Raw genomic sequence first — 12,318 nt, forward strand, 5'->3', positions numbered from 1 at the left:
GGTGATGATCAGGGATTGAGGCTCGACGCACTCTGTCCGACGGCCAGGCCGGCACGAATCGCGGCCAGAGCGGCCTGGTAATAGGCTTTGCCTTCCGGCGACTCGGCGAAGGTCGAGAATTCTTCGAGCTCAGGGTCCGACAGGTCGCGATAGACGTACAGCAGCGTGTTGTTCAGATCAGCACTCATCTGCGCCATCAGGCGCTCGCGCTGGCCTTCGAGCATGCCCTGCGCCTGGCCTCCACCGAGCAGGCCGGGAATCATCTGGCTCAGGCTGTCTGCGGCAACGCCTGCGATGGCAAGGCTGACTTCCGCGCCGGCCTCTCTGGCAGGCAGCGCCTGGGCCAGATGGCCGATCAACAACTGACGCGTCGCGTCCGCTTCGATATGCGGCAGCCCATGGGCATGTTTGGCCAGTTGATCGGCGCGGGTGGCGGTCAGCTCGGCATTGACGATCTTGCGGCCCAGCGGTGACTGGAAAAACTGCAGCGACGGGGCAGGGTCCTTGAGGCTTTCACGCAGGCGCTTCGAGGCGCGCTGGTCCATGGCCTGGGGGGCGAAACGCTGATTGCTGTTGTTGACCAGCGCTTGATAAACCGCGGGCGGCAGGTTGTTGCTGTAACGCTGTTGGGCAGCCTTGAGGGCATCGTTGAAATGCGCGCGCTGTTCCGGCCAGCCTGCAGACTTGTACAACTGATCGTAGCTGTCTGCCCAGGCAGGTGAGGTGCAGAACATCAACAGCAAAACAAACAAACGACGCATTGGGGACTCCTGTCGGCAGGCCGCTATTCTCCCGGTGTTGGCGTGGATTTGTCGAGTTATGAGTGGCTTCGGTGAATGAAATCTCATGCGTGTGATGCCGCCTGTATAAGCCTCTGTCCGATTTCAGGGCTTATGGATACTATGCACGCCATGCGCATACCCTCTGACCACCCACTGCTGTTACGAATCGTCGACGATCTGGCCGCCAACGGCTGGTCGCAGCAGAATATTTTCCTGCCCGAAGCTCTGACTCTGGAACTTGAGCAAGAGTGCCGCAAACGTGCGGCCGAAGGCGAGCTCGAGCCGGCCGCGATTGGCAAGGGAACCGCGCTGGAAATACGCGAGGGGATTCGTGGCGACCGCATCCAGTGGCTCGAGCCGGGGCAGGTGCAGTGCTGCGACCGCTATCTCGAGCTGATGGACAGTTTGCGTCAGGCGCTCAATCGCGGCCTTTTCCTCGGGCTGGAAGATTACGAAAGCCATTTCGCGCTGTATCCGCCGGGTGCCCGCTACCTCAGGCATGTGGACCGATTCCGCGATGACGACAGGCGCATGGTGTCGGCGGTGCTCTACCTCAACAACGCCTGGCTGCCCGAGCACGGCGGTCAGTTGCGCATGTACCTCAAGGACGAGGTAGCTTACGACGTTCAGCCTACGGGCGGCTGCCTGGTGGTCTTTCTGTCCGGCGAAATTCCCCACGAAGTCATGCCCGCCAATCGTGATCGCCTGTCACTGACGGGGTGGTTCAGACGCCGGGGTAACGAGCTGTTCCAGTGACCTGCAGGCTGCGTTCATGAAAACAGTTTCATCAACGTAATGAGCCATTGAGCCGGACTGCGGTCTATCGTGAGCACTCCTGAACCGACGGATTCGTCGTGTGAGGGTCGACTTACGCCAACTGCAGCCGGAGCAATCATGAAATCCTTATTTTCTGGAACGATGGTCGCCGGCCTGTTGCTCAGCGCATCCATGCTGGCCAGCGCCGCCGATATACCACGCACCGCAGCCCCTGAAGGCGCCGAGGTGTACATCATCTCGCCCAAGGACGGTGAAACGGTCACTTCACCGTTCAAGGTGCAATTCGGCCTCAAGGGCATGGGCGTCGCGCCTGCGGGTGTCGATGTTCCCGAGACCGGTCACCATCACCTGCTGATCGACGTGAAGGACCAGCCGTCGATGAATGCACCACTGCCGGTCAGCGACAACATCCGTCACTTCGGCAAGGGCCAGACCGAAACCGAAATCAACCTGCCGCCGGGCCAGCACACCCTGCAATTGCTGATGGGCGACAAAGGCCACATGCCGCTGAACCCTTCGGTCGAGTCGAAGAAGATCACCATCAATGTGAAGTAGGGCTGTCAGTGCTGGTGTGACGCAGAGCGTCACGAACGGCATTCCCACGCTGGAGCGTGAGGAACGATTATCGCAACTATCGTGCGACGCTCTGCGTCGCATGCCTTTCTGGACGCTCTGCGTCCTCTTGCGACGCGGAGCGTCGTGAACTGCATTTCCACGCTGGAGTGGTGTGAGGAACGATAGGTGCCCGCAAGACCATCGCTCGTGCCCACACAGGGTGGGCACGGCGCTCTGATCAGAACAACACGCGGCTGCGGATGGTGCCTTTGATCTGTTGCAGCTTGGCCTGGGCGAGGTCGGAGTATTCGGCGTCGACGTCGATGACCACGTAGCCGACTTTCTCGTTGGTCTGCAGGAACTGACCGGAGATGTTGATACCGTTTTCGGCGAAGACCTTGTTGATCTCGCTGAGCACGCCCGGGATGTTTTCGTGGATGTGCAACAGGCGGTGCTTGCCAGGGTGCGCAGGCAGCGCCACTTCCGGGAAGTTGACCGAGGACACCGACGTACCGTTGTCGCTGTACTTGACCAGTTTTTCCGCCACTTCCAGACCGATGTTGGCCTGCGCTTCGGCAGTCGAGCCACCGATGTGCGGCGTCAGGATCACGTTGTCCAGACCGCGCAGCGGGCTTTCGAAGATGTCGTCGTTCGAGCGCGGCTCGACCGGGAACACGTCGATGGCGGCGCCGATCAGGTGCTTGTCCTTGATGGCGTCAGCCAGTGCGTCCAGCTCGACCACCGTGCCACGCGCGGCGTTGATCAGGATGCTGCCCTTTTTCATCGCGCGGATTTCTTTCTCGCCGATCATCCACTGGGTTTCCGAGGTTTCCGGAACGTGCAGCGTGACGATATCGGACATGCCCAGCAGCTCGTTCAGGCTCGACACCTGAGTGGCGTTGCCCAGCGGCAGTTTGGTCAGCGTGTCGTAGAAGTACACCTGCATGCCCAGACCTTCGGCCAGCACCGACAGCTGCGTACCGATCGAACCGTAACCGATGATGCCCAGCTTCTTGCCACGGATCTCGAAGGAATTGGCCGCGCTTTTGATCCAGCCGCCACGGTGGCAGGATGCGTTCTTCTCGGGGATACCGCGCAGCAGCAGGATGGCTTCGGCCAGCACCAGTTCGGCGACCGAACGGGTATTGGAGTAGGGCGCATTGAACACTGCGATACCGCGCTCGCGCGCCGCGTTCAGGTCAACCTGGTTGGTGCCGATGCAGAAGCAGCCGACCGCAACCAGTTTCTTGGCGCAATCGAACAGCTCTTCGGTCAGTTGAGTACGGGAGCGGATACCGATGAAATGGGCGTCGGCGATCTTTTCTTTCAGTTCGGCTTCCGGCAGAGACTTGGTGTGGTACTCGATGCTGGTGTAACCGGCTGCCTTGAGGACGTCGACAGCGGATTGGTGGACGCCTTCGAGAAGAAGGAACTTGATCTTGCTCTTGTCGAGGGAAGTCTTGCTCATCTGCGTAAACCTGTGTCCCGAAGAAAATTGGCAGGGGGTGGCCGGATCGGCTCTGGGCACGACTCGCGGGGGGCGTATGCTAGCATATGAGCCCCGCGAAACCTCATCCCGAACGTGAACCGTTCTCAGGATGCCCATGAATCGTTCGAGAGTTGATTCAATGACCGATCGCGTTTTGATTGATGAGCTGCAGACCCTGGTTGACCCTGGCAAGGTACTCACTGATGCCGGTTCTCTGGAGACGTACGGCAAGGACTGGACCAAGCAGTTCACCCCCGCGCCACTGGCCATCGTATTCCCCAAGACCACCGAACAGGTGCAGGCCATCGTACGCTGGGCCAATGAGCGGCTAGTGGCGCTGGTGCCGTCGGGTGGACGCACCGGGCTTTCGGCAGCTGCGGTGGCCGCCAACGGTGAAGTGGTCGTCTCGTTCGATTACATGAACCAGGTGCTGGATCTGAACCTCACCGACCGCACGGCGGTCTGTCAGCCTGGCGTGATCACCCGGCAATTGCAGGCACTGGCTGAAGAAAACGGTCTTTATTACCCGGTCGACTTCGCTTCTTCGGGCTCCAGCCAGATCGGCGGCAATATCGGCACCAACGCAGGCGGTATCAAGGTTATTCGCTACGGCATGACGCGCAATTGGGTCGCCGGCCTCAAGGTGGTCACCGGCAAGGGCGACCTGCTGGAGCTGAACAAGGACCTGATCAAGAACGCCACCGGCTACGATTTGCGCCAGTTGTTCATCGGTGCCGAAGGTACGCTGGGCTTTGTCGTCGAAGCGACCATGCGCCTCGACCGTGCGCCGAAGAACCTCACTGCGATGGTGCTGGGCACTTCCGACTTCAACTCGATCATGCCGGTGCTGCATGCCTTTCACGGCAAGCTCGACCTGACCGCCTTCGAATTCTTCTCGGACAAATCCTTCGCCCGCGTCATGGCGCGCGGTGATGTGCCGTCGCCTTTCGACACGCCGTGCCCGTTCTACGTGTTACTGGAGTTCGAAGCGACCACCGAAGACCTCGCCGATCAGGCCCTGGCGACTTTCGAGCACTGCGTCGAGCAGGGTTGGGTGCTGGACGGCGTGATGAGCCAGAGCGAACAGCAATTACGCAACCTGTGGAAGCTGCGCGAGTACATCTCCGAAACCATCTCGCATTTCACGCCTTACAAAAACGATATCTCGGTCACTGTCTCGAAAGTGCCGGAGTTTCTGGCTGAAATCGATGCCATCGTTGCCGAACACTATCCGGACTTCGAAGTGCTCTGGTACGGCCACATTGGCGACGGCAACCTGCACCTGAACATCCTCAAGCCCGAGAGCCTCGACAAGGACGAGTTCTTCGTCAAATGTGCCCGGGTCAACAAGTGGGTGTTCGAGACCGTCGAAAAGTACAACGGCTCGATTTCGGCCGAGCACGGCGTCGGGATGACCAAGCGTGACTATTTGACGTACAGTCGCTCGCCGGTCGAAATCGAATACATGAAGGCATTGAAAGCGGTGTTCGATCCCAACGGGATCATGAATCCCGGCAAAATCTTCGCCGTTTGATCCGTCGCAACCATTTGATCCGTCGCAACAATAAGCAGGCTACCTCTTACAGCCTCAGGAGACGTCATGAGCTACCAGCACAAATATGTCGATGGCACCAACATTCACTTCCCGCTGGGTAAAGTGGTCTGCATCGGGCGTAACTACGCCGAACACGCCAAGGAACTGGGCAACGCGGTGCCTACCGAGCCGCTGCTGTTCATGAAACCCGGCAGCGCGGTGGTTGCGCTGGAGGGTGGCTTCACCATCCCGGCAGACCGCGGTTCGGTGCATTACGAAGCCGAGATCGTGGTGTTGATCGGCAAGCCCCTGAGCAAGAGCCCGTCGCGTGAAGAGGTGCTCGACGCGATCAGCGGCTTTGCACCTGGTCTGGACCTGACGCTGCGTGACGTCCAGTCTCGTCTGCGTGAGAAAGGCCTGCCGTGGGAGCTGGCCAAGTGTTTCGACGGCGCTGCGGTGATCCCGCCGTTCGTGCCCGCCGAGACCTTCCCGGATCTGGAGGACATCGGTATCCGCCTGACCCTCAATGGCAAGGTGGTTCAGGACGGCAACAGCAACATGATGCTCAACCCGATCGTGCCGATGATCCAGCACATGGCAGCCAACTTCTCGCTGCAGGCCGGCGACCTGATCATGACCGGCACGCCTGCCGGTGTCGGGCCGTTTGAAGCCGGCGACCAGATCGCGCTGGAACTGGTCGGGCAGACGCCTTTCGAGAGCGTCGTCAGGTAAGCCGACAGTCTTTCAGGCAGCGCCCAAAGCCACACGGGATCACTCTCGGGTGGCTTTTGTTTGTGGGGTGACTGATAGTCCAGTCGGTTTTGCGTTTTTTTCACACCTGTTCTGGATAATCCGGCCGTCCCTGCAAGGGCACCACGTCGTCATGAAGTCTCATTTGCTCAGGAACACATGAATGGCCAGTACTGCCGCAACGCCGCCTCGTACCAAAAAACGCTTCGCTTATCTGCGCAACATGCGTTGGTATTCGTGGTTGTTAGTGGTTGCTTTGCTGGGCTATGGGCTGGCGTTCATCATGCATTGGGATGACCGCGCGCTGCTCTGGTTTCAGGAGCGGTTCGAGAGCAAGGCAGGCCGTCACGCCAGCATCTGGCTGCCGGACTACCACGTGGATATCGACGCCAAGGTGCTGCCCGGCATGGAAAAGGACGAGGCGTCGGACCTGTCCTATAACCCGGTGACCAAAACGCTGTTTGCGGTCATGGGCAAAAATGCGTTTCTGGTGGAGCTGACGCTCACGGGCGATGTACTGCGCAAGATCCCGTTGGTGGGCTGGAGCAATCCGGAAGGCGTTGCCGTCATGAACGATGGCCTGATTGCGATCACTGACGAGCGCCAGCACAAGCTGACCATCGTTAAAGTGAATGCCGACACCACCACCCTGAACATCGCGGATTTCCCCCAGTATGAACTCGGCAAGTCCGCCAACCAGAACAAGGGCTACGAAGGCATCGCCTGGGACCCACAGCGTCAGCAGCTGATACTGGGCGAGGAGCGACCTCCCGCGCTGTATACGTGGAAAAGTGATGGCAGTGACGTGCTGACAGGCGACAAGCAGCCGCTATCAAGTCGCTCGCTGGACATGCGCAATCTGTCCTCGCTGAGCATCGACCCGCGCACGGGCCACATGCTCGCGCTGTCTGCCGATTCGCACATGTTGCTGGAAGTCGACGAGCAAGGCGAGCAGGTGAGCTTCATGACATTGTTGGGCGGCATGAACGGTTTGAAGGATACAATTCCGCGCGCAGAAGGCGTGGCCCTCGATGAGGCCGGTACGCTGTACATGGTCAGCGAACCGAACCTGTTCTATTCGTTTCACAGGGCGCTTCACAAGCACTGAGCCAGGACGGCCGCTACACAGGTCGCCGATACACATTCGGCAAACATATAGCACCATGCCATTAAGCTTGCTTTCAGGATGGCATGGTATCAATCCCGTCCGCTCAATCTGTCCGAGTCACCCTTCATGCGTCGCTCTACTCGCTCTTTAGTTCTGCTTCTGGCCCTTGTACCCCTGATCGTCGTGTTCGTGATCGCCAATCAGCGATACCGCTATGTTGAAAGCGCCCTGTTCGACTGGCAGGTGTTCTGGCAGTCCGACTCGCTTCAGTCCATTGGTCTGGATCAGTACCGCGTCGTCACAGAAGCACAGGTGATCGACGGGCTGCAGGATGATGTCTCGGGCCTGAGCTACGACCCGGACCGCAAGAGCCTGTTTACGGTGACCAATCAGAACCCCGAACTGGTCGAGCTGAGCCTGGACGGTCGTGTGCTGCGGCGCATTCCGCTGGTGGGTTTCGGTGATGCAGAGGCCGTCGAATACATCAGCCCGGGCACTTACGTGATCAGCGATGAGCGTCGGCTCCGGCTGATTCAGATTCACGTCGATGACAACACCAAAAGTCTGGACGCCGCCCAGGCAGAACAATTGACGCTGGGCATCACCGCCAGCGGCAACAAGGGCTATGAAGGGCTGGCCTATGATTCGGTGGGCAAGCGCCTGTTTGTCGCCCGGGAGCGTGATCCGGTGCAGATCATCGAGGTGCGCGGCTTTCCCAAGACCAACACCGAGGCTCCCGGCAATCTGCAGGTCATCTCCAACAGCAAGCGCGATGGCCGACTGTCGGTTCGTGACCTCTCCAGCCTGCAATTCGATGAGACCAGCGGCCATTTGCTGGCGTTGTCCGATGAGTCGAAGCGCATTCTCGAACTCGACACCAGTGGTCATCCGATTGGCAGCGGCTCGCTGGCAAAAGGGGCGATGGGGCTGAGCAAGGACGTGCCGCAGGCTGAAGGGATGGCCATGGATGCTGAAGGGGCGTTGTATCTGGTGAGCGAGCCGAACCTGTTTTACGTGTTCCGCAAGCCTTGAGCCTGTGAGGGTCATGCCCACCTTGCGTGGGCACGACCGGTTTTATCAGCGCGTCAGGGTTTTCACGCCGTCGTTGGTGCCCAGCAGCAACAGGTCGGCCGGCCGGGCGGCGAACAGGCCGTTGGTAACCACGCCGACGATAGCGTTGATCTGCGCTTCCAGCTCCACCGGGTTGGTAATGCTCATGTTGTGCACATCAATGATGATGTTGCCGTTGTCGGTCAGAACACCTTCGCGATAAACCGGGTCGCCGCCCAGTTTCACCAGTTGTCGCGCAACGTGGCTGCGGGCCATCGGAATGACTTCGACCGGCAGCGGGAACGCGCCCAGCACTGGTACCAGCTTGCTGCCGTCGGCGATGCAGATGAAGGTCTTGGCCACGGCCGCGACGATTTTCTCGCGAGTCAGTGCCGCGCCGCCGCCCTTGATCAGGTTCAGGTGCTCGTCGCTTTCGTCGGCTCCGTCGACATAGAACTCCAGATCGCTGACCGTGTTCAGCTCATAGACCGGAATGCCATGCGCCTTCAGGCGCGCCGCAGTGGCTTGCGAGCTGGCGACAGCGCCGTCAAACGCGGCCTTGTGCTTGGCCAGCGCGTCGATGAAGCAATTGGCCGTGGAGCCGGTGCCGACGCCCACAATGCTTTTGTCATCGAGCTTCGGAAGGATGAAGTCGACAGCTGCCTGAGCGACTGCCTGTTTGAGTTGATCCTGGGTCATGCGGGCTCCACGGTGCCTGATGTAGGTAGAAGAGGGGGATGCAAAAAGGCCCGCATTATAGCGGCGACTGCGCCGCAAAGCCCTGTCATTCGTATGGTCGTCTTTCGGTGCGCAGAGTAGACTTCCCGACCTTGCCCGCTTCGTCAGTGATGCCACCCCGATGCTTGAACAGTACGTCAAGAAAATCCTCACCTCGCGCGTCTACGACGTTGCCATCGAAACGCCGCTGCAAGGCGCTCGCCAGCTGTCCGAACGGCTGGGCAATCAGGTGCTGCTCAAGCGCGAAGATCTGCAGCCGGTGTTTTCGTTCAAGATTCGTGGCGCGTACAACAAGCTCGCGCAATTGCCCGCAGAGCAGACCGCACGGGGCGTGGTGACGGCCTCGGCAGGTAATCATGCCCAGGGCCTGGCGCTGGCGGCACGTGAGCTTGGGATCAAGGCGACCATCGTCATGCCGCGCACCACGCCGGAGATCAAGGTCGAGGGTGTGCGCTCGCGGGGTGCCACTGTGGTGCTGCACGGCGATTCCTTCCCGGAAGCGCTGGCCTACTCGCTGAAGCTGGTCGACGAACAGGGCTTCGTCTACATCCATCCATATGACGACCCCGACACCATCGCCGGGCAAGGCACGGTGGCGATGGAGATTCTTCGTCAGCAGCCGGGCCAGCTGGATGCGATCTTTGTTCCGGTCGGTGGCGGCGGTCTGATTGCCGGTATCGCGGCCTATGTGAAATACCTGCGCCCGGAGATCAAGATCATTGGCGTCGAACCGGACGATTCCAACTGCCTGCAGGCGGCGATGGCTGCTGGTGAGCGCGTGGTGCTGAGCCAGGTCGGGCTGTTTGCCGATGGCGTGGCGGTCGCGCAGATCGGCCATCACACCTTTGAAGTGTGCCGCTATTATGTCGATGAAGTGATCACCGTCAGCACCGACGAAATCTGCGCGGCGATCAAGGACATCTACGACGACACCCGTTCGATCACCGAGCCGTCCGGCGCGCTGGGCGTGGCCGGGATCAAGAAGTATGTCGAGCAACGCGGCGTCAGCGGCCAGACGCTGGTGGCGATCGATTCAGGGGCCAACGTCAACTTCGACCGTTTGCGCCACGTGGCCGAACGTGCAGAGCTGGGCGAAGGTCGCGAGGCGATCATTGCCGTGACCATCCCCGAGCAACCGGGCAGCTTCAAGGCATTCTGCGAGGCCATCGGCAAGCGGCAGATCACCGAGTTCAACTACCGCTACCACACCGACCGCGAGGCGCACATCTTCGTCGGCGTGCAGACTCATCCGGAGAATGACCCACGCACTGCCCTGATCGCCAGCCTGACCGGGCAAGGCTTCCCGGTGCTGGACCTGACCGACAACGAACTGGCCAAACTGCACATCCGCCATATGGTTGGCGGGCATGCCGAGCGGGTCAATGATGAAGTGGTGCTGCGCTTCGAGTTCCCGGAACGACCGGGCGCGCTGTTCAACTTCCTCAACCGCCTGGGCGGTCGCTGGACCATCTCGATGTTCCACTACCGCAACCACGGCGCAGCCGATGGCCGGGTGGTTGCCGGGCTGGTCGTGCCGGAGGATGAGCGGCATCTGGTCGGCGCTGCACTGGATGAGATCGGTTACCGGTATTGGGACGAAAGCGAGAACCCGGCGTACAGGCTGTTTCTGGGCTAAGGCCGTGGATATCTCTCGTTCCTCACGCTCCGCGTCACAAGAGGACGCAGAGCGTCCAGACCGGCATACCCACGCGGAGCATGGGCACCATAGCGCTTAAGGCGCGAACCTGGTGTTCACACTGCTAAACTCACCCAAGCCCGATTCCAGAGGAACACCGCGTCATGGAACCCATCACCACCCTCAATACCTTGCACATCGTCGCCACCGCGTTGTTGTTGATCAGCGCGCTGGTGTTGGCCAGCGGGGTGGTCAAGGTGCGTCTTGAAGGCGACACGACCGTGCAGAATCGCCTGCTCAAGCGGCCGTTGCTGTTTTTCTGGGTGTTGATGGCCGTGTGTCTGGCGACGCTGCCGTTCAGTGGCTGGTGGCTGGTGCATTTGAAAGGCCTGTCACTGGGCCAGACCTGGGTGCTGGGCAGCAGCGTGCTTTACACCCTGGGGCTGTGCAGTTGGGTCTGGCTGGTGGCCAGGCTCAATCGGTTGCGTCTTGGTGCCAAAGGTGGCAAGCGCGGCTTTACCCTGGCGCTGACGGTGATCAGCGTCGTGTGCTTCGTGGCAATGGCCGGTCTGACGGGCTTCAAACCGGCCTGAGTATTGCCAGCACTCAGTGACGCAGGGTAATCACCGGCCAGCCGCGGCGCTCGGCTTCGGCACGTAATTTATCGTCCGGATCGACCGCAACCGGATTGGCCACCTGCTCCAGCAGAGGCAGGTCGTTCATCGAGTCACTGTAGAAATAGCTGTCTTCGAGGCTGAACGCGTTGTCTTCCAGCCACTGATTGAGGCGTGTCACCTTGCCTTCACGGAAGCAGGGCACACCTGTGGTGCGGCCGGTATAGCGGCCGTCAGCCATCTCGCATTCGGTCGCCAGCAGGGTATCGATCCCCAGTTGCGCCACGATAGGTGCCGTCACAAAGCGGTTAGTGGCGGTGATCACCACCAGCTTGTCACCGGCCTCGCGGTGTTTGGCGATCAATTCCAGCGCCTTGGGCAGCATCATCGGTTCGATGCAGTCACGCATGAACTCGCGATGCCACTGCGCAAGCTGCGCCATGTCAGTGTTGCCCAGAATCTCCAGAGTAAAATTCAGGTAGTCGGTCATGTTCAGCGTGCCGGCCAGGTAATCCTGATAGAACTCGTCGTTGCGGGTTTTGTAGGTCGCGGCATCAAGGATCCCGCGCCGGCACAGGTAATCGCCCCAGGCGTGATCGCTGTCGCCGCCCAGAAGGGTGTTGTCGAGGTCGAATAAAGCCAGGCGCATAGGGTTACTCGCTGAAATAGTTGAAAAAAGAGCCCCAGAATACGAGGTTTTCACAAGTCTTCACATAAGGTGATAAGCCTCGTTGCTGGTTTGATCGCCTTTGTGGAACAATGCGGCGACATGCGTTTGCGAGGTTGTTGCCGTGATCGACCCCGATGGTTTCCGTCCTAATGTCGGGATTATTCTGACAAACGATGCTGGTCAGGTCCTATGGGCTCGGCGTATTAACCAGGATGCCTGGCAGTTTCCTCAAGGGGGTATCAACCCGCAGGAGACGCCGGAAGACGCGCTTTATCGCGAATTGAATGAAGAAGTCGGTCTGGAACGACATGATGTGCAAATACTTGCCTGCACTCGGGGCTGGTTGCGCTATCGTCTGCCGCAAAGACTGGTCCGTACTCACAGCCAGCCGCTGTGTATCGGTCAGAAGCAAAAATGGTTTCTCCTGCGCCTGATCTCCAACGAGCAGCGGGTGCGGATGGATTTGACCGGTAAACCGGAGTTCGATGGCTGGCGCTGGGTCAGCTATTGGTATCCGTTAGGCCAGGTGGTGACATTCAAGCGCGAGGTGTATCGACGCGCACTCAAAGAGCTTGCCCCGCGCCTCTTATCGCGCGACTGACACGGAGTTCGACC

General features: G+C 59.9%; 13 protein-coding genes. 9 read left to right on the top strand and 4 right to left on the bottom strand.

What is annotated here, in order from left to right; all coding sequences use genetic code 11:
* Positions 1 to 8: 8 nt before the first annotated feature.
* Positions 9 to 761 carry a DUF2059 domain-containing protein gene (locus JOE29_RS00705; protein WP_003396772.1) on the bottom strand — a complete coding sequence of 251 codons (753 nt, stop codon included), beginning with the start codon at positions 759 to 761 and terminating at the stop codon, positions 9 to 11.
* Between the two features lie 141 nt (positions 762 to 902).
* Here JOE29_RS00705 and JOE29_RS00710 point away from each other — a divergent pair, with 141 nt between their 5' ends.
* A complete protein-coding gene (locus JOE29_RS00710) occupies positions 903 to 1,538 on the top strand; it encodes a 2OG-Fe(II) oxygenase (protein ID WP_057406593.1) in 636 nt (211 codons plus the stop codon).
* A gap of 138 nt (positions 1,539 to 1,676) precedes the next feature.
* Complete coding sequence (locus JOE29_RS00715; protein WP_003420188.1) at positions 1,677 to 2,114, top strand: DUF4399 domain-containing protein; 438 nt, start codon at positions 1,677 to 1,679, stop codon at positions 2,112 to 2,114.
* 238 nt (positions 2,115 to 2,352) lie between these two features.
* Here JOE29_RS00715 and serA read toward each other — a convergent pair whose 3' ends face one another.
* Complete coding sequence (gene serA / locus JOE29_RS00720; protein WP_002555754.1) at positions 2,353 to 3,582, bottom strand: phosphoglycerate dehydrogenase; 1,230 nt, start codon at positions 3,580 to 3,582, stop codon at positions 2,353 to 2,355.
* Between the two features lie 160 nt (positions 3,583 to 3,742).
* Between serA and JOE29_RS00725 the strand changes: the two genes are divergently transcribed.
* From JOE29_RS00725 to JOE29_RS00740, 4 genes are all read left to right on the top strand, one after another.
* Entirely contained in the window at positions 3,743 to 5,137 is a 1,395-nt protein-coding gene (locus JOE29_RS00725; RefSeq protein WP_029571842.1) for an FAD-binding oxidoreductase, read from the top strand.
* 66 nt (positions 5,138 to 5,203) lie between these two features.
* The gene (locus JOE29_RS00730; protein WP_003316478.1) at positions 5,204 to 5,869 is read left to right on the top strand and encodes a fumarylacetoacetate hydrolase family protein; all 666 of its coding nucleotides are present in this window, start codon (positions 5,204 to 5,206) and stop codon (positions 5,867 to 5,869) included.
* A 181-nt stretch (positions 5,870 to 6,050) separates the two neighbouring features.
* Entirely contained in the window at positions 6,051 to 6,995 is a 945-nt protein-coding gene (locus JOE29_RS00735; RefSeq protein WP_010406618.1) for an SdiA-regulated domain-containing protein, read from the top strand.
* A gap of 126 nt (positions 6,996 to 7,121) precedes the next feature.
* Positions 7,122 to 8,027 carry an SdiA-regulated domain-containing protein gene (locus tag JOE29_RS00740; RefSeq protein ID WP_024661944.1) on the top strand — a complete coding sequence of 302 codons (906 nt, stop codon included), beginning with the start codon at positions 7,122 to 7,124 and terminating at the stop codon, positions 8,025 to 8,027.
* A 45-nt stretch (positions 8,028 to 8,072) separates the two neighbouring features.
* Here JOE29_RS00740 and rpiA read toward each other — a convergent pair whose 3' ends face one another.
* On the bottom strand, positions 8,073 to 8,744 hold the full coding sequence (rpiA, locus tag JOE29_RS00745; RefSeq protein ID WP_003396784.1) for a ribose-5-phosphate isomerase RpiA: 672 nt from the start codon (positions 8,742 to 8,744) through the stop codon (positions 8,073 to 8,075).
* A gap of 160 nt (positions 8,745 to 8,904) precedes the next feature.
* Between rpiA and ilvA the strand changes: the two genes are divergently transcribed.
* Complete coding sequence (ilvA, locus tag JOE29_RS00750) at positions 8,905 to 10,419, top strand: threonine ammonia-lyase, biosynthetic (protein WP_058877217.1); 1,515 nt, start codon at positions 8,905 to 8,907, stop codon at positions 10,417 to 10,419.
* 164 nt (positions 10,420 to 10,583) lie between these two features.
* Positions 10,584 to 11,012 (top strand): DUF2269 family protein, encoded by a 429-nt coding sequence (locus tag JOE29_RS00755; protein ID WP_016569245.1) that lies wholly within the window; start codon positions 10,584 to 10,586, stop codon positions 11,010 to 11,012.
* 13 nt (positions 11,013 to 11,025) lie between these two features.
* Here JOE29_RS00755 and JOE29_RS00760 read toward each other — a convergent pair whose 3' ends face one another.
* Positions 11,026 to 11,682: an HAD family hydrolase gene (locus JOE29_RS00760; protein WP_058445901.1), complete on the bottom strand. Its 657-nt coding sequence runs from the start codon at positions 11,680 to 11,682 to the stop codon at positions 11,026 to 11,028.
* A gap of 142 nt (positions 11,683 to 11,824) precedes the next feature.
* Between JOE29_RS00760 and JOE29_RS00765 the strand changes: the two genes are divergently transcribed.
* On the top strand, positions 11,825 to 12,304 hold the full coding sequence (locus JOE29_RS00765; RefSeq protein ID WP_002555745.1) for an RNA pyrophosphohydrolase: 480 nt from the start codon (positions 11,825 to 11,827) through the stop codon (positions 12,302 to 12,304).
* The last annotated feature ends 14 nt before the right edge of the window (positions 12,305 to 12,318 follow it).

The sequence above is a fragment of the Pseudomonas sp. PvP009 genome (assembly GCF_017832995.1).
Lineage (GTDB): Bacteria > Pseudomonadota > Gammaproteobacteria > Pseudomonadales > Pseudomonadaceae > Aquipseudomonas > Aquipseudomonas syringae.